Source organism: Bifidobacterium asteroides, from assembly GCF_019469425.1.
In the GTDB taxonomy this organism is placed as follows: Bacteria; Actinomycetota; Actinomycetes; order Actinomycetales; family Bifidobacteriaceae; genus Bombiscardovia; species Bombiscardovia asteroides_I.
This window is the reverse complement of record NZ_CP048272.1, coordinates 444,615-464,052: the sequence shown is the minus strand read 5'-3', so window position 1 is coordinate 464,052 and position 19,438 is coordinate 444,615. Positions and strand designations below refer to the sequence as shown.

18 protein-coding genes are annotated in these 19,438 nt (G+C 58.4%); 3 read left to right on the top strand and 15 right to left on the bottom strand.

Going from position 1 to position 19,438, the window contains the following annotated elements; translation table 11 throughout:
* Positions 1-10: 10 nt before the first annotated feature.
* The 4 genes from GYM67_RS01725 to GYM67_RS01710 all read right to left on the bottom strand — a co-directional run bounded on the left by GYM67_RS01725 (position 11) and on the right by GYM67_RS01710 (position 3,983).
* Complete coding sequence (locus GYM67_RS01725; RefSeq protein ID WP_220236846.1) at positions 11-2,488, bottom strand: ATP-dependent DNA helicase RecG; 2,478 nt, start codon at positions 2,486-2,488, stop codon at positions 11-13.
* A gap of 101 nt (positions 2,489-2,589) precedes the next feature.
* A complete protein-coding gene (gene rpmB / locus GYM67_RS01720) occupies positions 2,590-2,784 on the bottom strand; it encodes a 50S ribosomal protein L28 (protein WP_220236845.1) in 195 nt (64 codons plus the stop codon).
* Between the two features lie 84 nt (positions 2,785-2,868).
* On the bottom strand, positions 2,869-3,153 hold the full coding sequence (locus GYM67_RS01715) for a hypothetical protein (RefSeq protein WP_220236844.1): 285 nt from the start codon (positions 3,151-3,153) through the stop codon (positions 2,869-2,871).
* Positions 3,084-3,983, bottom strand: coding sequence for a helix-turn-helix transcriptional regulator (locus tag GYM67_RS01710; protein WP_220236843.1), 900 nt, complete (start codon positions 3,981-3,983; stop codon positions 3,084-3,086). The genes GYM67_RS01715 and GYM67_RS01710 overlap by 70 nt, the downstream gene beginning before the upstream one ends.
* Positions 3,984-4,343: 360 nt before the next feature.
* Here GYM67_RS01710 and GYM67_RS01705 point away from each other — a divergent pair, with 360 nt between their 5' ends.
* On the top strand, positions 4,344-5,156 hold the full coding sequence (locus GYM67_RS01705) for an ABC transporter ATP-binding protein (RefSeq protein WP_220236842.1): 813 nt from the start codon (positions 4,344-4,346) through the stop codon (positions 5,154-5,156).
* On the opposite strand, the gene GYM67_RS01700 is transcribed toward GYM67_RS01705, so the two are convergent.
* On the bottom strand, positions 5,116-5,787 hold the full coding sequence (locus GYM67_RS01700; protein ID WP_258561540.1) for a sugar O-acetyltransferase: 672 nt from the start codon (positions 5,785-5,787) through the stop codon (positions 5,116-5,118). The genes GYM67_RS01705 and GYM67_RS01700 overlap by 41 nt on opposite strands.
* Positions 5,788-5,988: 201 nt before the next feature.
* Here GYM67_RS01700 and GYM67_RS01695 point away from each other — a divergent pair, with 201 nt between their 5' ends.
* Positions 5,989-6,438, top strand: a complete 450-nt coding sequence (locus GYM67_RS01695; protein WP_220236840.1) for a GNAT family N-acetyltransferase — start codon at positions 5,989-5,991, stop codon at positions 6,436-6,438.
* Positions 6,438-7,343, top strand: a complete 906-nt coding sequence (locus tag GYM67_RS01690; RefSeq protein ID WP_258561539.1) for a mechanosensitive ion channel family protein — start codon at positions 6,438-6,440, stop codon at positions 7,341-7,343. Before GYM67_RS01695 ends, GYM67_RS01690 begins: the two co-directional genes overlap by 1 nt.
* Positions 7,344-7,497: 154 nt before the next feature.
* Here the strand turns inward: GYM67_RS01690 and rbsD are convergent, their stop codons facing one another.
* The 10 genes from rbsD to GYM67_RS01640 all read right to left on the bottom strand — a co-directional run bounded on the left by rbsD (position 7,498) and on the right by GYM67_RS01640 (position 19,420).
* A complete protein-coding gene (gene rbsD, locus GYM67_RS01685) occupies positions 7,498-7,893 on the bottom strand; it encodes a D-ribose pyranase (RefSeq protein ID WP_220236839.1) in 396 nt (131 codons plus the stop codon).
* An 81-nt stretch (positions 7,894-7,974) separates the two neighbouring features.
* Positions 7,975-8,922 (bottom strand): substrate-binding domain-containing protein, encoded by a 948-nt coding sequence (locus tag GYM67_RS01680; RefSeq protein WP_220236838.1) that lies wholly within the window; start codon positions 8,920-8,922, stop codon positions 7,975-7,977.
* Between the two features lie 38 nt (positions 8,923-8,960).
* On the bottom strand, positions 8,961-9,935 hold the full coding sequence (locus GYM67_RS01675; RefSeq protein WP_396020001.1) for an ABC transporter permease: 975 nt from the start codon (positions 9,933-9,935) through the stop codon (positions 8,961-8,963).
* Positions 9,936-9,967: 32 nt separating this feature from the next.
* A complete protein-coding gene (locus tag GYM67_RS01670; protein ID WP_220237354.1) occupies positions 9,968-11,467 on the bottom strand; it encodes a sugar ABC transporter ATP-binding protein in 1,500 nt (499 codons plus the stop codon).
* Positions 11,468-11,648: 181 nt separating this feature from the next.
* Entirely contained in the window at positions 11,649-12,656 is a 1,008-nt protein-coding gene (locus GYM67_RS01665; RefSeq protein WP_220236836.1) for a LacI family DNA-binding transcriptional regulator, read from the bottom strand.
* Positions 12,657-13,427: 771 nt separating this feature from the next.
* Positions 13,428-14,576 carry a D-alanine--D-alanine ligase family protein gene (locus tag GYM67_RS01660; RefSeq protein ID WP_220237353.1) on the bottom strand — a complete coding sequence of 383 codons (1,149 nt, stop codon included), beginning with the start codon at positions 14,574-14,576 and terminating at the stop codon, positions 13,428-13,430.
* A 293-nt stretch (positions 14,577-14,869) separates the two neighbouring features.
* Positions 14,870-15,868, bottom strand: coding sequence for an NAD(P)H-dependent glycerol-3-phosphate dehydrogenase (locus tag GYM67_RS01655; protein WP_220237352.1), 999 nt, complete (start codon positions 15,866-15,868; stop codon positions 14,870-14,872).
* A 116-nt stretch (positions 15,869-15,984) separates the two neighbouring features.
* On the bottom strand, positions 15,985-16,878 hold the full coding sequence (locus GYM67_RS01650) for a lysophospholipid acyltransferase family protein (RefSeq protein ID WP_220236835.1): 894 nt from the start codon (positions 16,876-16,878) through the stop codon (positions 15,985-15,987).
* Between the two features lie 17 nt (positions 16,879-16,895).
* A complete protein-coding gene (murA, locus tag GYM67_RS01645; RefSeq protein WP_220236834.1) occupies positions 16,896-18,227 on the bottom strand; it encodes a UDP-N-acetylglucosamine 1-carboxyvinyltransferase in 1,332 nt (443 codons plus the stop codon).
* Positions 18,228-18,367: 140 nt separating this feature from the next.
* A complete protein-coding gene (locus GYM67_RS01640; RefSeq protein ID WP_220236833.1) occupies positions 18,368-19,420 on the bottom strand; it encodes a CPBP family intramembrane glutamic endopeptidase in 1,053 nt (350 codons plus the stop codon).
* Positions 19,421-19,438 lie beyond the last annotated feature (18 nt).

The following is a 19,438-nucleotide window of genomic DNA, read 5'->3' as shown; positions in this document are numbered from 1 at the left end:
TGTTGTCCTTTCAGCTGGAGACCAGGAAGCCTTCGTTGCCCCTCATGAAGTCCAGGACAGCGCCAGCCAGCTCGGGCTGCCCGGCCAGAGCGGGGTCGGATTCCAGCAGTTGGCCTGCCTGTGTGCGGGCACGGGCGATCATGGGCGCGTCGGTGACCACCCGCAGAAGCTTCAGGGAGGAATGACCACCGGACTGGGCATCACCCAACACGTCGCCAGCCCCCCTGATGCGAATGTCCTCCTCGGCGATTTTTGCCCCGTCAGTGGTGTCACGAATGACCTCAAGCCGCTCCGCAGCAGGGGAATCCGCAGGGGCGCGCGAGATCAGGAAGGCCCAAGAGTCCGTGCCGCCGCGTCCTACCCTGCCGCGCAGCTGATGAAGCTGGGAGAGCCCGAACCGATCGGCATCGAAGATGACGATGCAGGAGGCTTGGGGCACATCCACCCCCACTTCCACAACCGTGGTGGCCACCAGCAGGGGGGTGCGACCCGAGGCGAAGTCCGCCATAACAGCATTCTTGGTGGCATCGTCATCTCGTCCGGTCAGCGTGGCCATGGCAATGCCTTGGAACTGCGGCAGGGCGGCCAGTCGCTGGCTCATTTCGGCCACTGAATGCAGAGGCGGACGGTGGCCATCGCCCTGGCCCTCCTCAACCAGCAGTTCAGGTTGGGAGTCAGACGCACTGGATTGGCCGGGACGGTCAGAGGAGGTCGAAGGGTCATCTTCGTCGTCAATGCGGGCGCAGATGACATAGGTTCGTTCCCCAGCATCGATCCGTCGACGCAGGTGCAGGAACATGGCGCCCATGGTCGCTCCGTCAGACTCGGCGATGACGTGGGTGCGCACTGGTTTGCGGTTGCTGGGCAGCTCGGTCAGGGTGGAGATGTCAAGATCTCCGAACCAGGTCATGGCGGCTGTGCGCGGTATGGGTGTAGCGGTCATGATCAGCAGGTGGGGAACCCGCTCGGATTTGCGGCGCAGCTTCTCGCGCTGCTCAACGCCGAAACGATGCTGCTCGTCGATGACGGTCAAGGCCAGATTTGGAGCCTGGAAGGTCTTGGAGAAGGCCGCATGGGTGGCGACGATAATGCAGGGACGGCCCGAGGCCGAGACAGCCAGGGCAGAGCGACGCTGGGCCAGCCTCATACCTCCGGTCAGCAGCACCAGAGGCAGGACCAGCTGATCCGTCATACGGATCATAGTGACGTTGTCCACAGGCTTATGGCGTCCTTCTACGGCGGTCGCGGTCACATCGGCGCCCATGGCCTTGAGCATGCCGCCGATAGAGGCATAGTGTTGCTCGGCCAACACCTGGGTCGGAACCACCAAGACAGCCTGATGGCCAGCCTGGACCGCCTGAAGCATGGCTGCCAGGGCCACCACGGTCTTGCCGGAGCCGACCTCGCCTTGCAGAAGCCGCTGCATGGGCTGATCCTGGGCCATGTCGACGCCTATATCGTTGATGACCTGACGCTGGCCATCGGTAAGCTGGAATGGCAGGGAGTCGACGAAACGGGCGGGCAGGGTGTCTGGACGGTCAGCCCCCGAATCCGCGCATGGATAGGTGGGTTGCTGCTGGGTCTGGTGACGGGTCTGCAGAAGGGCCGTCTGCGAGACGAAGGCCTCCTCGTAACGTAGGGTCTTGCGTGCCGCAGCGAAGTCGTCAGGGCTGTCGGGGGCATGCATCTCCAGCAGAGCACGGGCACGATGCATCAGCCCCTGGTTGGCACGGACATGTTCGGGCAGCACATCAGGTATGGCCCGACCCAAGGCTTCTGGATCAATGCGGACCTCGGCGCTGCTCTGCCCCTCCTCGGCGGCACCTGCTACAGGAGTGGGGCTGGATGCATCATCAGCCCGTGTCAGCAGGCGCAGAAAACCCAGAATGACATCGTGAATATGGTCCGAGGAGATGCGGGAGCTGGCGTGATAGACCGGGCGCGGACGACGGACGCGCTCCAGGGCCTCATCAAGGCTGGCCGCACCGGGCCGAGAAGCGTCCGCTGAAGCCTTTTGATCGGCATTGGCAACAATCAGGGTCTCGGGATGAGTGAACTGAAGCTGGTCCATGTAGATGCCGGGCTCACCGGCCACGACCAGATCCGCCCCTACCTGCAGCCGACGGACCATCCAGTCCATATAAGGCTTCTTATGAGAGAAGAAAACCAGTCTGACCGCCAGCGGAGTGCCACCCCGACTGTTGGCGAAGGCTGCATCGTCCACCATCACATCCAGCCGGAAGCCACGGTGAGCGCTCAGTGGCACCAAACGCACCTGATCTACCCGGGCGGCGAAGGCACAGGGCTCCCCAAGCCGAATACCGGCAATAGTGGTGACCTGCATGGGATCGGTGATGCGGAAAGGATAATAGGTCAGCGCATCCCCGACCGTGACCACGCCTAGAGCCTTGAGCGCGCTCACCCGACGCCTGTTGGCCACCAGCGAGGCCACGGTGCTGTGCAGACCAACACGAGCCACTGCCGACATACCCGATCACCTCCCGCAAGCGCCTACCATCATCCCTCAGGACGACAAGAACCCCCGGAGCTTATGCCTCCGGGGGTCCATATACGACCGACGAACCGCACTTAGGCGGCGACGCGCTGCACCTTACCGGCTTTGAGGCATTTGACGCAGACGCGCAGACGCACGTTCTGACCATCAACGGTGGTGTGCACCGACTGCAGGTTGGGGCGGAAGACGCGCTTATTACGGATATGCGAATGAGAAACACTGTAACCGGTCTGCGGGCCCTTGCCGCACACCGCGCAACGAGCTGCCATGATGACTCCCTTTACGTTGTTTTTCCAAGTCGTTCCAGGTGTTCATACCGGCAGCACAAGGCTACGGTCAAACACACAACTTTGTCAGGCTACTACATTTGACCGACGAAGGCAAGTCATCAGGCCGGCACGAGGGGGCTTGTGGAAGATGCCGATCAGGGCCTGCACCAACCCGCAGACGACTCCGCCGATGGCCCAGAAGGCCCAGAATGGCACGTGGAAGCCGAGGAAGTTGTTTTCGTTGCCCGAGAAGAGTATGACCAAGGCCACCACCGTGCACAGGCCCATGATGATGCCGCTTATGGAGTTGGAGACCCGGTTCCCGTCAGCGCCCGAATCCTCGAAGCCATGTTCCTCGCTCTCCCCCACTTCGTTGCCTTGATGTTCATCATTTTTCTGGTGGTGCCGGCATGGACCAGGAGGAGGACCCCGAAGGCCAAGAGGGCGAAGAGGATGAAGCCCCTGACCTGGTCCGACCAGCCCCAGATCAGGAAGCCGGCGGTGTTGATCGGCACATCCAGAAGAATCAGAGCCAGGCCGCAGACCTGCTCCCAGGTGGTCTGACGGGAGGCCCGAGAACACTTCTCATCGGTGTAGAAATCAACCACGCAGGGATGCCTGCAGCGGAAGTCCTTCCTGGCCGAGACCACCGGCAGCAGGCAGGCCGGGCCGTTCTGCGCGTCCGTCGGGTGGCTCCCTCCGGCGAAGAGGCCGCTGAAGGCCAGCCCCAACAGGATGGCGGCGACGCCGAGGGCCGATCGCAGACTGTAGACGTTACTGAAGGAGACGTATCCGGTCACGTCCTCCATGGTCGAGGGAACGGGCGCGGTCGGCCGAGCGGGCCTGGCCTGGGGGATCGTCGAGGACCCCCGGCCGGTGCCGCCCCGGCCCACGGCGGGCATGGATGAGGATACGGCTTCCGGCTGGTCAGGAGCGCCATCATCCCGCCCAGCCAGGCCCTGCGCTTTCGGATCATCATGCCGACCGGAGCCCGGCCGGCGGACATCGCCCAGGACCAGGTCATCCAGGGTGCAGCCGAACAGGTCGCAGATGGCCAGGATCTTGTCCATCTCCGGGTAGGCCTTGTCGGACTCCCACTTGGACACTGCCTGACGGGATACCCCTACCAGCATGGCCAGTCGCTCCTGGGTCACGTTGCGTTGCGACCGCAGGTCCTGCAGGTTGGTTCTGAAACTCATGATGTTTTTCTTCCGATCGACGGGACGCCGATTCACCCGGCGACGGAACCATGATGGAATACCCAGGTCCCCGGCCCCCACCAGCTTCGGGTCGCCTCTGGCAAAGACACCAATATTTTCTGTCAACCGACGGTTACATCCTTGCAGTTTCAAGGAAACAAGCGGTCGCTAAGTCCCTGTCAGCCTGTGAATAACGCGCCCATCAATCCCCCTCCCCTCCCTTCCGGAAGGAATGCGAATCTTGCGAACCACAACCCTGAATCGTCCCCGATTCGACCCTGAAAACACCCTGACAGGAGCGCTCGCCATGGTCTTATGGAGGAAGAGACCAAGCAGGCGACGGCCGAAAGGAAGGCAAGGATGCAGCATCGGACGGCAAAGAAACCATACATGCAGACCCCACTCATTCTGAACAAGATCTGCTACGACTACGGAACTCGGCAGAAGCAGGGAGCCCGGGTGCTAGACGAGATCAGCCTGGAGTGTCAGGCAGGGGCCTGGACGGCCATCATGGGCCCTTCAGGCGCCGGCAAATCGACCCTCCTCTATTGCGCCGCAGGGCTGCTCCAGGTCAGGCAGGGCAAGGTGGCCATCGCCGGGGAAGACCTGACACGAATGAAGGAGAAGGAGCTGACCAGACTCCGGCGCGACCATATCGGCTTCGTCTTCCAGGACTACAACCTGGTCAACGCCTTCACCTGCCTGCAGAACACCATGCTGTCCAGCCTCTTCGGCGGCAGGAAAATCTCCGTCCAAGCAGCCCTGTCTGCCCTGTCGAGCGTCGGATTGGAAGGGTACGCCAACACCTATCCGGCCGACATGAGCGGAGGCCAGCAGCAGCGCGTGGCCATCGCGAGGTCCCTGGCCGCCAGCCCGGAGATCATTATGGCCGACGAGCCCACCGGCGCCTTGGACACCCATAGCTCGCGGGAGGTCATGGACCTCTTCGACCTGGCCGTCCGCAGCGGCCAGACCATCCTCATGGTGACCCACGACCCCAATGTCGCCGCCCGGGCCCACCGCGTCATCTTCCTCCAAGACGGACGCATTCAGGCAACCTGCCCGGGCGGAGACCCGCAGAACATAGCCCGGCAACTGGCCAGCATGGATGCTCTGCCAGACCAGGAGGCCTTCAGCCCTCCCCTGGCAGTTCCATCCGATCATCCTCGGTGATGGCCCGGATCGCTCGGCAGGGCACGCCCGCAGCCAGGGAGTCAGGCGCAATGTCATGGGTGACCACGGATCCGGCCCCGATGACCGCACCATCGCCGATGGTCACTCCCCCGGCCACGGTCACGTTTGATGCCAGCCAGCAGTTGGATCCGATGGTGATTGGAGCGCCTAACTCGTAGTCGTAGAGGGAGCCATCCTCATGGCTCCTCAGTTTCCGCTCCTGCCACCGCAGAGGATGCAGGGGCGTAGCCAAGGTGACGTTGGGGCCGATCATCACATCGTCGCCAATCTGCACAGGGCAGGTATCCAGAACAGTGAAGTTGAAATTGGCGAAGATACGCGAGCCAAGCTTGGTAAAGCACCCATAGTCGAAGTAGATAGGCCCCATAAAGTCAACGTCCCGACCGTGTTTGGGCACCAGATCGTCCAGAAGTCGGCTGCGCAGGTCCCGCTCCTGCTCAGAAGACGCGTTGAAAAGACGGCAAAGTTCGTGGGCCTTGACCCGCAGCTGGCCCAATTCAGGATCCGAGGCATCATAGAGCTCGCCAGCAAGCATCCGCTCCCTCTGCGAGCGCCAAGCCCCTTTACCGGCTCCGCCAGCTGCACCTGTCAGTTTTGAGTCCTTGTCCATGGCCATCCCATCGTTCCCGCGTCACTTCAGCGTCCCTACTGCAAGTTTGCACTGCTTACAGCTTCTCTATTCATGTAATCGTCTGGGTCAGACAGCCGATAGCCGCACCTACCATTCGTTATCCGGTTCCGGACATGCGTTCACGCCCAGGGACAAACTTGGTAGATTGGAGACAACGGAGGACCGTGGCGAGGAGGAAGCATGCGGTATGAGGTGAGCGAGGCCATTCCCGAGGATGCCAAGGCCATCCGCAAGGCCGTATTCGTGGAGGAGCAGGGCTTTCATAACGAATTCGATCGAACCGACGATGCCAGCCTCCATATTGTGGCCTATGACGGGAATGAACCCGTCGGGGTATGCCGAATCTTCACCGACCGAGACGAGGCATGGACCCTGGGCCGCTTGGCTGTTCTGAAACCCTACCGCGGTCAGCATTGTGGCGCCAATTTGGTAGGCAAAGCGGAGGAAACCGCTCGAAGCCACGGAGCGGACCGAATCACACTCCATGCCCAAGAACGGGTGTCGGGCTTCTATAAGTCTTTAGGCTATAGGGACATGGGCATTCACGACCAGGACGAGGGATGCCCGCACATGTGGATGGACAAGCCTCTAACGAGCAAGGCCGGCAGCGAGTCAGAGGACGAGGCCTGATGAATCTGACCGTCAATTTTGCCAGCGAGGTTTCAGCTCTGACCAGCACAAGCATCACTACGGATAAGGATCCCATGGGAAGATCCGAACAGGCCATCTCCAGCTTCAGCGATGCCGTCATCTACTGGTTCCGTCAGAACTTCGGAAAGATCATCCTTCTGATCGTCGTGGCCGTATGCGCTGCGTTGATCTCCAAGATCGTAGCGGCGGCCATGCGACGTGCCCTGGAACGGACCAACCTGCCCAGTGCCTCAATCTTCGTCAACATCGTCCGCGCCCTGATCTGGATCTTCGCTGCTGCCACAGTCCTGCAACCCGTTTTCGGAATCAACCCGTCCACTGTGGTCGCCGCCTTGGGCGTCAGCGGCCTTGCCCTATCCTTCGGATTGAAGGATACGATTGCCAACATTGTCGGCGGATTCGGACTGATGGTCAGCAAGGTGGTCCAGCCCGGCGATATCATCACCATCCAGGGCACCACCGGAACCGTCCGCGATGTGACCTGGCGTCATACCATCGTCATCGACAGGACCGGCAACCAGCTGCTGATCCCCAACTCCATCCTCAACACCACGGCGCTCGAGAAGATCACCGAGGCCGGTGAGGCCGCCACCACGGTTCCCTTCACCCTGCGAGGGGATGCCGATATAGCCAAGTCCTCACATTCAATTGCACAGGTGGTGGCCCAGGCAACCAAGGGCATGGCCATGCCATCCAACCCACCCATTGCCCAGCTCCAGGGCTTCACCCCTTACGGCATCAAGGGCCAGGTGGTCATGTTCGCCAAGCAGGGCGTGATCGCCGCCGATATGCAGGATGCCGCCACCCGCGCTTTGGCCGGCCAGGACTACCTGGTCCAGGAGGTCGAGCTGCAGATAGGCGGCATGGAAGACAAGAAGAGCTAAGGATTGCTCATCAGTTTCGAGCAGCCTTCTTATAATCCACAGCTTCTAATCTCGTAGAATAAGAACGAGAAGACGCCTCTGACGATCATTAAGAAGCGGCCAAAATAGTAAAGAACAACTGTACCCTCACCTTGTCTGCTCTTATCAGTCAAATTCAGAAGGGAACCCCGCAGCGAAAAATCACATTAGAATATGAAGTCGTTTCACCGGTGCGTATGACGAATCGCACACCTTTCATTCTGGTTTTGAAACCGTTTTCGCCATCATGCGTGCAGTATGTTAGGGGAATATCGAAACGATCCTTCACCCAGCGTTCGGCTTCGGTCCCTCTAGCTTCATCCGCCATAAGGCCTGACTCCAGAATTAATTCCGGTTTAAGCACATCCAAGACCTGACAAAAACGAGGCACTCCAAAAGCCACTGCCAAGTCAATCACTTCCACACCATCCGGAACTGGCAGGCCTGCATCTGATATGACAAACCTATCCTTGTGTCTGAGCCGAGCCACTGCGGCGGCCATCTGCGCATTCAATATCCCATGAGTTAGCATTTTGTTCCCCTTACATGCTTTGTGCGCACGATGACACGGGTGCGGCAAGAGCCGCACCCGTGTCGTTCGCATGCCAATCCTTTACTGGAATTGCGAAACATTTTCCTTGGTCACGGTCTTCACCTCAATTGCCTGTGTCTTTTGGACTTTCTGACCCTTGAGAATCCTCGAAGCCGCCTGGACTGCCTTCTGGCCCAGCACCTTAGGCTGCTGGGCTATGGTGCCCACAGCCTTGCCATCAGCGACTGATTTGAGTCCGTCTTTGGTTCCGTCGAAGCCGAAGATTTTGACATCCTTGCCAGCTTTTTCACCCAAGGCTTGAACGCCGCCTAGGAGCATCTCGTCATTCTCAGCATAGATGCCTGTGGCATCCGGGTGTGATTGCATGAGGTTGGTTGTGACATTGAGAGCTTCTGCACGATCGAAGTTGGCCGTCTGCTCAGCTACGACCTGAATACCTGAGTACTTCTTAATCCGATCCTTAAAGCCCTTGCCGCGATCACGAGTAGAAGCTGCTCCGGGAGTCCCCTGCAGGATGATGACCTTGCCTTTCTCGCCGATAGACTTGGCAAGCTCATCAGCTGCCTGGGCGCCGCCAGCCACATTGTTGGAAGCAATATGAGAGTCGACGCTCTCGCCAGTGACGGCACGGTCCACGGATATGACCGGCACCTTAGAGGAGAGGAGAGGAGCAACGGCTGATGCAGCTGCATCTGAATCCACTGGATTGATGATCACAGCCTTGGCCCCTTGTGATTGAGCATTCTGGGCTTGGTTCTGCTGAGTCGCTGAATCATTCTGAGCATCCGAAACCTGAAGGTCGATATTTAGCTTCTGGGCCTCTGCCTTTGCCCCGTCCCGAAGATCCACGAAGAAGGGATTATTGAGTGTGGATACCAGGAGAGTCACCTTTTCATTGCCAGAAGATGAGCTTGACGGTCCGCATGCCGACAGACCCGCCATAAACGTGCCAGCACATACCAGTGCCAGAGCTGCTTTCAAGCCCTTTTGGAATTTCACATTAATCATTTCATTCTCTTTCCTTGTTTTTTGCTACTTGTTTGGTTTCAGTGAGCATCCTCTTTGCGGCGCAAGGTATCAAAGCTCACGGCAGCTGCGATCACAAGACCGATGACAACCTGCTGCCAGAAGGAGGAGACATTCAGGATATTGAGGCCATTACGGATTACTGCAAGAAGAATGGCGCCCACGAAAGTCCCGGAGACTTTACCTTTGCCTCCGGAAAGGGAGGCTCCACCGATGACAGTCGAAGCGATGGCATCCATTTCATATCCCGTAGCAGCCTGCGGCTGTGCAGAGTGGAGCCGACCCGCAATAACCAGCCCGGCCACGGCCGCGAAGATGCCTGAAAGAATGAAGACGACTATCTGCGTCTTATGAACTGAAATGCCAGACAACCTGGAAGCCTCCATGTTGCCGCCGACGGCATACATGGAACGTCCAATGGTTGTGAAATTCAAAATAATAGCTGCGATGATCCCCATGATGATCATCATGACAATGGGTACCGGAATATTGAGGATCGTACCTCCGAAGAAATTTACCACAGCTGAGGTGCTGATAGGTCTGCCGTCCGATATGACCAGTGTCAACCCTCTGGCAACCGACATCATCGCCAATGTAGCAATGAAGGAGGGAAGCTTGAGATACGCATTGGCGATGCCGCTCAAGGCTCCGAAGACAGCACCGGCTACGATGCCAACGACAACAGTCAACCATGCCGGCATACCCATGGAGGCTCCGGCATACGCAGCGAACATACTGGAAACAGCCGCAACAGATCCGACGGAAAGATCAATGCCAGCGGCAACAATGGCAAAGGTTTCCCCGAAAGCCAGGATGGCGACTGTCGCAGCCTGTATGCCTACGTTAAGGATGTTCGACCCAGTGAGGAAGGCAGGTGCGGCGAGGGAAAGAACGACAGCCAGCAGTATAAGGCCAATCAAGGCCCCATTCCTCATGGCGAATCTCTTGATTTCTTCCCCTGCGGATCTTCTGACAGCTGTGTTGCCCTCATTCATCTTTTCAGACATTTTTCTCCTTCACGCTTTGATCAGCCGTTTGCGGCTGCTTCATCCATATGGGACACTGCCAACGCCATGACTTTCTGCTGATCAGCCTCGGCGGCGATCATGGAGCCGCTGACCTTGCCGTTGCTCATGACGATGACTCGATCAGACATGCCCAGGACCTCCGGCAGATCTGAGGAAGCCATGAGCACCGCCCCACCGTTGGCAGTTACCTGGTTGATCAGCTCGTAAATTTCGACACGAGCCCCGACATCCACACCACGCGTGGGCTCGTCCAAAAGCAGGACCTTGACCTGAGCCATGGCCCATTTGCCGAATACGACTTTCTGCTGATTGCCTCCCGACAGGGACCCGGCGCTTTGATTGATGTCCGCCATGCGGATCGACAGTTTTTCGGCAGTCAGCTCTTCGCGTTTCTTTTGTCCAGAGCGATCCACGAACCCCATATGGGCAGTTGAACGCATGGTAGGCAGGCCCAGATTCTCACTGACCGCTGCCTCTGCGATAAGCCCCTGTGCGCGTCTGTCTTCAGGTACTAGACCAACCCCAGCGTTTATAGCCGCATTGATGGAATTCTTAGGAAGAGCTTTGCCTTCTACGGCCACTGAACCAGAGTCATAATCATCAGCGCCGAAGATGGCCCGGATGACTTCCGTCCTACCCGCCCCAACCAAGCCGGCCATGCCGACCACCTCTCCTGCCTTGAGTTCGAAGGAAACGTCCTCCATGGTGCCTTGGCGGGTCAGGCCGTCTACTTTCAGAAGCACCTTTCCGGGCTTCTGCGCCTGGCGAGGATACTGATCCTCAATGTTGCGCCCAACCATGAGCTTTATAAGCTCAGGCTCCGGCGTGGTTGCAGGAACAGTATCGATATACTGCCCATCGCGCAAGACAGTAACGATATCGCCCACCTTGGCGAGCTCATCTAGATGGTGGGAGATGAAGACCATGCCCACACCCTTGGCCTTGAGATCACGCATGATGTCGAAGAGATGCTCACACTCACGGTGAGTCAAGGCAGCGGTGGGCTCGTCCAGGATAAGAATGGATGCGTCCTGCATGAGCGCCTTTGCTATCTCTACCATCTGCTGACGGGCCACGCCTAGCTCCCCCATCGGCTTGGAGACATCCTCATCCAGCTGTATCAGCTTCAAGGCCTCTTTGGCCTTGCGCTTCATTGCTCTCTTATTCACTAAGCCAGATGAGGAAGGCAGATTACCCAAGAACAGATTTTCCATGATCGAGAGTTGGGGAACCATATTCAGCTCTTGATGGATGACTGCAATCCCCAGCTTCCTGGCAGCATCGACATTCGGAATGCGTACCTGTTGACCGTCGATTTCGATGTGTCCCTCATCCGGCTGGTAAATTCCGCTCATCATTTTGATGACCGTGGACTTACCTGCACCGTTTTCCCCAAGAAGAACGTGTACCTTGCCTGGTTCAACGGTAATAGATACTCGATCGACCACCTTGGTAACGCCGAACTTTTTCGATACTCCGACAAGAGATAATTGTGTCATAGTGTTCACTTTCATATAAACTCAATGAGCTCCATTGCGGCTGCGCTTATTGAAATCATTCATCGGGCCGTGCGAAAAGCGGGCTACAGCAGTGAAGTACCGCTCTTTATAATCGGCTTACCCGTGCGAACTGGGTCGTCGCCGGTTCCCTCTTCCCCTATTGCAGGTGAGGCAAGGGTGATTACCTTATTCTCGGAGTACCCAGTGAACCTCGGGGTATGTAAATCGTCTTCACTCGCTCGTGAAACTCGATTTCCTTGCCAGCCAACATATCCAGGAAAAGACGTGCACCCTTGTGGCCGATTTCCTGCACTTGTTGGGATATGACCGAGATCTTGGGAGATGAAAGCGAAAAAATGTCCAGATCATCAAACGAGATCATCGACATTTCCTCACCCAGCGTGGCGCCTGTGTCATTCAACAGAGACATCGCTCTCACCGCATCCGGCGAATACCCGAATATCATGGCATCCGCACCTACGTCACTCATACGTTGAAGGACAGAAGCGCAGGAAGCCTGATCAAAACTGGTCGATTCCACGAATAGGTTCTCTTCACCAAACAAACGAGATGCCACCTGCCGAAAAGCCAGTTCGCGCTCTTGCAAGGACGGAGAATCCAACACCGGGCCGGACACATAACCAACCTTGCTGAATCCGTGGTCACGAACATCACGCAGAGCCGACTCCATGCCAGGGAAAGGATCGGAATCCACCACCGGGACATCTCGCATGCCCTTGACATGCCGATCAACGAAGATCACCGGCAGGCCGCGTGCTACAAGCTGACGCAGGGCCCTCGTCTGCTCCCCCTGTGGAACGATGATGACTCCATCGATTCGTTGCGACAGAATGCTCATGATAAAGGCATCCTGACGAGAACCGCTTTCTGAAGAGGTACCAATGAACGTGCTGTAATTTCGTTTAAATAAGGTGTCTTGAATCGCATACGCCAAGTCTGCAAAGTAACCGTTACGGATATCTGGAACCAGCAAACCCACGGTCTTGGTTCTGGAAGAACGCATGGCTCGGGCCCGCGAATCCGGTATATAATCCAGTTCCTTGGCGATTTGTTCTATTCTCGCTTCGGTCACGTGGGATACACGTCCAGCATGGTTCAATGCCCTGGAAACCGTAGATACCGATACCCCGGCACGTTGGGCCACTTCGCGGATTGTCACGTATGCCATCACACCTCCTCTCAGTAAACGCTAGCATTCAGTACTCACCTGACGACGTCCCTTGCGCACCAGCCTGATTGCTCTATCAATCGAGCAGGTACAAAAAGTTCCAGAAGAGTAGGGATGAATGTCTGACTTGATTCATACGACTTCTATAGATCCGCGACGTCGGGGATACGGATTGATTGCGCTCTTTGGGTATGAGTGAACAATCATCGTCCACATCCATAACCAATGCAAAAACGTTTCCGCTATTTATGCTCTCTCCTTTCAGGAAAAAGCGGTAACGTTGTCACAAGTATATAACTTTCTGCACAAGGGCCACAACCTGGTTGAAACAAAAGGCGTGTCGCACGGGAAAATTCAGGAATCCTGCCCACTCGAAAACTGGTCACCCCGAACATCGGATCTGCTCAGGCAAGGCAGAGCAATAAGGGCTGGTTGCAACTATCAAGACACAAACCAAGCGATTAGAAAGGGGCAGAGACACCATCGAGGGCATGAAAAGCGATACGGCGCCCACTCACGCTCGGGTTCCAGCTGATTAGTTTGAGACACACGATCATATGCTGTTGTTATGCAATCGACTCCGGAGCTCAGCTGGCTACCCAAGATCAAGCCCGCTCGGCCTTGCAGAGACAGGATCATTGCACACAAATATGCATCTTCCTCATAACTGCCAGCGCTCTCTCTAAGCGAAAGGGAAAAGTCTGCAAGAGAACGGCCTGCAACTGAAGGGGCGCTCAATGTCGGAACTGGCTTTGTCTGCTCCCATAACCATTAGTCCAGGACACCTTCAATCAACTCGGTTATCAAGTCATGCATATCCAGACCGGTGGCCTCCCAGGCCTTGGCATACATGGAGATAGGCGTGAAGCCAGGCATGGTATTGATCTCGTTGACAATGACCTTGCCCTCGGACGTTACAAAGCAGTCGACACGGCTCAGACCGGCGCCGTCCACGGTTCTGAAGGCCTTGGCGGCCAGGTCGCGAACCTTCTGAAGAGTCTCCTCTGGCAGGTTCGCGGGAACCTCCACGTGGGATGCGGAGGAATCCACATACTTGCTGTCGAAGTCGTAGAAGGACTCGTCCTGATCAGCCTTGTCCAGCACCACCTCGCCAGGCCAGGCAATACGTGGCTTTCTGCCCTTGCCGGAGGCGAGCACGGCGCACTCGATCTCACGCCCTTCGACACCCTCCTCTATCAGGACCCGCCAGTCATGCTTTGCCGCCTCGGCGACCGCAGCAGCCAGCGCTTCAGCTAGTGGCTCTTCTACCTTGACCACGCCAAAGCTGGATCCTGCGCGGGAGGGCTTGACGAAGAGCGGGTAATGCAGCTCCGCCTTCTTCACAGCGGCCAACAGGTCGGTCCCAGACCGCTGTTCACGGGAGTCAATCGTGATGCCTGGCGCTACAGGTATGGCGGCTTGGCTGAGCAGAATCTTGGTGTAGTGCTTGTCCATGCATGCGGCAGAGGCGAAGACCCCGCATCCTACGTAGGGCAACCCCATCATTTCAAGCAGGCCCTGCAGGGTGCCGTCCTCACCATAGGGGCCATGAAGCACTGGGAAAACCGCGTCAACACGCCCCAACGGCTCCAGGGAACCGACGGTCCTCGTAGGCTCGGCTCCAGAGACCAGGTCGGCATGGTCGCCGATCAGAAACCCATCCCTACCACGAGCCATGTCAAGGATGACCGGGCGGCTGCCTTCGGTTATCTGCACGGATGGCAGACTGGCATCACCCAGACCCCACTGCCTGGGATCCTGGCCGCCAATAGTCCATCGACCGTCCTTGGTGATGCCAATGGGAATGGGCTCGTATCGGTCGGTATCGATGGCATTGAGCACGCCGGCCGCCGACACGCAGGATATGGAATGTTCGTCCGCTCGCCCGCCATAGAGCACTACAACACGTTTCCTGACCATCATTCCTCGTCTTTCCTCATCCTGGACATGAATTCCAGCCTCACGCACCTGCCCTAGGCAGATACATCACTCAAGACAGCAGAATATTCCCTTGGCGGGCGGCAGGGCCTAGTCAGGGCCGCTCATCTACAAGCTTGGCACGAACAAGGCATCTTGGGAAGCTGATGCAGACACCAGACAAGCCAGGCATACCGTCTGATTCGGAAAACCGTTCATCGCCGAGCAAAGAGCTGATAGCGCCGGTTTCACAGCCTATCCCTATAGCCTTCAGAATTTTCTGATGGGCATCAGCCTCATTCTGCAGTGATCTGCCCGCCGAACAGCTCGTCAATCATGCCCCGGCAACTCAGGCCCTGATCCAGCACATGGCTCATGGCCGTAGCCAGCGGGGTCGCCACCTTGTAGCGCTTGCCCAGGGCGACGACAGCATCGGTGGTAGGCACGCCCTCGGCGACACCCTTGCTGACGCGAGTGGCTTCCTCAATGCTTTTGCCCTGGCCCAGATTAAAGCCGAAAGTGTAGTTCCTGCTCAGGGACGACCCACAGGTGGCGACCAGGTCGCCGACTCCTGCAAGACCTGCAAAAGTCTTGGACTTGGCACCGCAGGCCTCTCCTAAGGCAGTGAGTTCAGCCAGCCCCCTGGCCTGGATCATGGCGGCCGTGTTCTCCCCGAATCCAGCCCCCCGTGACATCCCCACGGCCAGCGCAGTGACGTTCTTCAGTGACCCGCACATTTCGAGGCCGATCACATCGTCCGAGACGAAGGCCTTGAAATAGTCGGTCGTGCAGGCACGGGCTACTCTCATAGCGGTATCGGCATCAGCGCTGGCAACCACGGTGGCGCTCGGTTCGCGGGCTGCCACCTCCTTGCTCAGGTTGGGGCCGGATACGGCCGCAAACCTGACTGGGGCCAGGTCCAGCGTCTGGCAGACCACCTGATCCATCCGCCTGTCAGTGCCCCGCTCAATCCCTTTCATCAAAGAAACTGCAATGGCATCATGGCCCAACAGACCCTTGAATTCCGTCAAGGCCTCACAGGCGTGCTGAGCTGCTATGGCCACGACCACGATTTCTGCCCCCGAGACAGCCTCGGCCCGGTCACCCTCAGCGTGGATGGCCTCGGGAAGCCTCTTCACATTCGGCAGACGGCGAGCATTCGAATGTTGACTGTTGATTTCGTCCACGACATCCGGGGCGACATCCCACATGACCACCTGATTGCCTGAGTCAGCCAACACTTGGGCAAAAGCGGTTCCCCATGCGCCTGCTCCCAATACCGCGATCTTCGTCATCATTCTCCTTTGCATAATGCCGTGCGCACGGGAACGCCGACTAGCAGCCTTATTCTTGTCCCTACCATCCTATGACACCACCGCCAGACAGGAGGAATTAGAGGTGGGTTCCGGCCTTATTGCTCGCTTCTGGGCCGACGGGTCATGGTCAAGTAGTCGAAGTAACCAGCCTTTGGGGGTTCTTCGCCACGAATCTCGGCCATGACCTCCTCCATACGGTTGCGCAGGCGAACACAGAAGGCATGCACGGACTGCTTGGGGGGTTCCGCACCCCACTGATCCATATCTTCAAGCAGGTCGGAATAGTCAAGGAGCCGGTCATAGCACATGACCACGTTCTTGCGAGGCCAGGGCCACTTGTGATTGATCGAAGCCGCCCCCCAGGTGATGCTGGGATACAGAGGAACCATGCGACCCAGCTGCCGCGAGGCCTCCAGAGCGATGAATCCGACCCCGGGCTTGAGCGACATGGGCCACTTCAGGGGGTCACGGGTCACGGTTCCCTCCGGCCAGATGGTCAGTGGCCTGCCGGAGGTGATGATGCCGATCGACTCCTCCTCAATCGACCTGGCCTTGCCGGACTTGCGTTCCACCGGCTGCATGCCCACCATGCGGAACCAGCTGCCAATCATGGGCCAATGGGCCATCTCGGCCTTGGCCATGTAGCGTGGACGACGCCCCTGGTGGAAGAGGGCCATCATGGGAATGAAAACATCGAACTGGGTCACATGGGTGGCTGCGGTGATAAAAGGCCCGGTCTGCGGCACCCGCTCCAGCCCCCAGGCATAGACCCGGCAGGAGTCACGCACCACTTGGGAGACCCCGCGCAGTAGACGGGTGGTCCCCACGGGGTGTTGACCGTCTATCTCGTCCAGGGCCGGCGTGCGGTGTCCAGTGGGATAGTAGCGGGTCGGATCCACCAGCCTGTGCCTTTGGGCCAGCAGGGCCACCTGCTGGTCGGACAAGGAGGGCACCGCAGACCGGGGGGAGGGTTTGCCTTTGGAAGCCATCTATGATGCCTGCCGGATCAGTCGATCTGTGCGTCCAGGGCCAGCAGCTTGTCGCGGAAGTCCTCGTAGCCACGGTCGATCAGGGAGATGCCGTGGACGGTGGAGGGGCCGGAAGCTGTCAGTGCGGCGATCAGGTGACTGAAACCGCCACGCAGGTCGGGCACATCGATGTCCTGGCCGGTCAGCGGGGTGGGCCCGAAGATGACAGCCGAGTGGTTGAAGTTGCGCTGCTGGAAGCGGCAGGGCAGGGACCCCAGGCACTCCTTGTAGAGTTGGATGGTAGCGCCCATCTGAATCAGCGGCTTGGTGAAGCCGAAACGATTCTCATAGACGGTCTCGTGAACGATGGAAAGACCCTTGGCCTGGGTCAGAGCGACCACCAGGGGCTGCTGCCAGTCGGTCATGAACCCGGGGTGCACGTCGGTCTCGATGGCCACGGGCCGCAGGTCGCCGCCCGGATGCCAGAAGCGGATGCCGTCGTCGCGTACATCGAACTGGCCGCCTATCTTGCGGAAGACGTTCAAGTAAGTCATCATGTCAGGCTGGTGGGCGCCCTCGACCATGATGTCGCCATGGGTGGCCAAAGCGGCAGAGGCCCAGGAGGCAGCTTCGATCCGGTCGGGCAGGGAAGTATGGGTGAAGCCCTTCAGGGAGGGCACCCCCTCGATGCGGATGGTCCGGTCCACGTCCACGGAGATCTGCGCGCCCATCTTCTGCAGGACCGCCACCAAGTCCATGATTTCGGGTTCGGTCGCAGCCCCTGACAGCTCGGTGCGGCCCTCGGCAAGAACGGCCGCCAGCAGGGTCTGTTCCGTGGCGCCCACAGAAGGGTAAGGCAGGTGGATTTTGGCCCCATGCAGACCATCGGGCGCAGTGATGTGGATGCCGGCCTCATGCTCCTTGTCAACATCGGCCCCTAGCTTACGCAGGGTTTCCAGATGGAAATCAATGGGCCGGCTGCCGATGCGGCAACCGCCCAAGGCGGGGATGAAGGCCTCCCCCATCCGATGCAGAAGCGGACCCGAGAAGAGTATGGGGATTCGGGAGGAGCCGGACAGGGTGTCTACGTCGGCCACGTCGGCCAGCTCCACATGGCTGGCATCGATGGTGACCACGCCCTCCTGCGGGCGGACATCCACCTTGACCCCGTGCAGCCTCAGCAAATCCGAAACGACCTGGACATCACGGATCTCAGGCACATTCTTGAGTACCGAGACACCAGGAGCCAAAAGGGCGGCCACCATAGCCTTGCTGACGAAGTTCTTGGCCCCGCGGACCTGTATGGTGCCATGCAGGGGTCTGCCGCCCACCACATGCAGCACATCATTCTGTGTATTCACCTTGGGCATTTATCGGCTTCTTTCTCGTATCCGCTCAGAGCCGGGCTTTGGCGCGTCATCGGCCCCTATTTGCAAGTCTGCCACAGGGGGTGTGGGGACACCGTGAATTGTCGCCTCAGGCATAGAGCATCCACCCAGTCAGATACTGGTCAGGCGCCGGCTGAAACGAAGGGGACCAGCATCGTGAAGCCCATGATCAGCAGCAGCATGATAAAGAACGGGCAGGCCCAGGCACCATAGACGTTCGTATAGGTGCGGTTTTCCCGCAGAAAAGCGACAATCCGATGACGGCCCAGATAAAGGACCAGGACGGCTGCCAGCATGCCTGCCAGCATCATGAGCACGTTTATGTAGGAGGACATATTGTCGCTCATAAAGCCGAGAAGGAGTTCCAACCCGTCGCTGACGACCAGGTTGTTGAACACATGCAGAGCCATGGACCAGAAGATGGAGTATTCGCAGGCCAGATAGCCCAAGAGCAGACCCATAATGAAAGCGAAGAACCCCTGGCCAAGATCGCCATGGAAGAAGCCGAACATAACGGCGGAGGTGACGATGGCGAAGACATGGCCATAGGGCTTCAGCGCGTGCAGGATGGCCCCTCTGAAGATTAGTTCCTCGATGACGGGAGCCAGCAGGCTGACGTAAATAAACATGGGAATGGTACCCGAAGCCTGCTGGATCTGCTCAGTGGTGGTCCAGGACTGCTGCACTCCCAACCGCGCCGTGGTCCAGTCCATGCCTGACTGATACCAGTCAGCCAGGGTCTGCCCAGTCAGCGTCAGCGCAAAGCACCCCAGCAGAACCTGCCAGGTCATGCGATGCAGATCCGTGTGGAAAATGCCCAGAGGGCCTGAATCGCAAATCTGCCGACGTCGTGTGAAGACCAGGAAGCAGAGGCCTGTGCAGGCGGCGATCAGATTGATGGTGCCGCCATACTCCTTGTCGGCATGGCTCGTCACATATACAAATCCCGAGTGGGCAGGCACTGGATCAAACACGGCATTCCACTCCATCTGAGCCAGAACACCGAACAGAAGGCCGACGCTGCTGATGATAAGCAGGTAGACCAGCAGCAGGGCCGCTTGACGGTTGAGCATGCCCCTGGCCGCGCTCATCCATGCGCGATCCGCTGTGCCTCGTCTGAGCTTCTGAGTCTGCCTGATCCCTGACGCGTCGGCTGCCGTCGCTGTCTGCCCCATGTCACCATGCCCTTTCAT

Excerpts from the sequence above, each read along its gene's own strand:
- GYM67_RS01695 (WP_220236840.1), top strand. The coding sequence starts at position 5,989 with ATGCGGTATGAGGTGAGCGAGGCCATTCCCGAGGATGCCAAGGCCATC.
- GYM67_RS01710 (WP_220236843.1), bottom strand. The coding sequence starts at position 3,983 with ATGAGTTTCAGAACCAACCTGCAGGACCTGCGGTCGCAACGCAACGTG.
- GYM67_RS01725 (WP_220236846.1), bottom strand. The coding sequence starts at position 2,488 with ATGTCGGCAGTGGCTCGTGTTGGTCTGCACAGCACCGTGGCCTCGCTG.
- GYM67_RS01650 (WP_220236835.1), bottom strand. The coding sequence starts at position 16,878 with ATGGCTTCCAAAGGCAAACCCTCCCCCCGGTCTGCGGTGCCCTCCTTG.
- rbsD (WP_220236839.1), bottom strand. The coding sequence starts at position 7,893 with ATGCTAACTCATGGGATATTGAATGCGCAGATGGCCGCCGCAGTGGCT.
- GYM67_RS01640 (WP_220236833.1), bottom strand. The coding sequence starts at position 19,420 with ATGGGGCAGACAGCGACGGCAGCCGACGCGTCAGGGATCAGGCAGACT.
- GYM67_RS01670 (WP_220237354.1), bottom strand. The coding sequence starts at position 11,467 with ATGACACAATTATCTCTTGTCGGAGTATCGAAAAAGTTCGGCGTTACC.
- GYM67_RS01675 (WP_396020001.1), bottom strand. The coding sequence starts at position 9,935 with ATGAATGAGGGCAACACAGCTGTCAGAAGATCCGCAGGGGAAGAAATC.
- GYM67_RS01655 (WP_220237352.1), bottom strand. The coding sequence starts at position 15,868 with ATGACGAAGATCGCGGTATTGGGAGCAGGCGCATGGGGAACCGCTTTT.
- GYM67_RS01700 (WP_258561540.1), bottom strand. The coding sequence starts at position 5,787 with ATGGACAAGGACTCAAAACTGACAGGTGCAGCTGGCGGAGCCGGTAAA.
- GYM67_RS01660 (WP_220237353.1), bottom strand. The coding sequence starts at position 14,576 with ATGGTCAGGAAACGTGTTGTAGTGCTCTATGGCGGGCGAGCGGACGAA.
- GYM67_RS01680 (WP_220236838.1), bottom strand. The coding sequence starts at position 8,922 with ATGATTAATGTGAAATTCCAAAAGGGCTTGAAAGCAGCTCTGGCACTG.
- GYM67_RS01665 (WP_220236836.1), bottom strand. The coding sequence starts at position 12,656 with ATGGCATACGTGACAATCCGCGAAGTGGCCCAACGTGCCGGGGTATCG.
- rpmB (WP_220236845.1), bottom strand. The coding sequence starts at position 2,784 with ATGGCAGCTCGTTGCGCGGTGTGCGGCAAGGGCCCGCAGACCGGTTAC.
- GYM67_RS01705 (WP_220236842.1), top strand. The coding sequence starts at position 4,344 with ATGCAGCATCGGACGGCAAAGAAACCATACATGCAGACCCCACTCATT.
- murA (WP_220236834.1), bottom strand. The coding sequence starts at position 18,227 with ATGCCCAAGGTGAATACACAGAATGATGTGCTGCATGTGGTGGGCGGC.
- GYM67_RS01690 (WP_258561539.1), top strand. The coding sequence starts at position 6,438 with ATGAATCTGACCGTCAATTTTGCCAGCGAGGTTTCAGCTCTGACCAGC.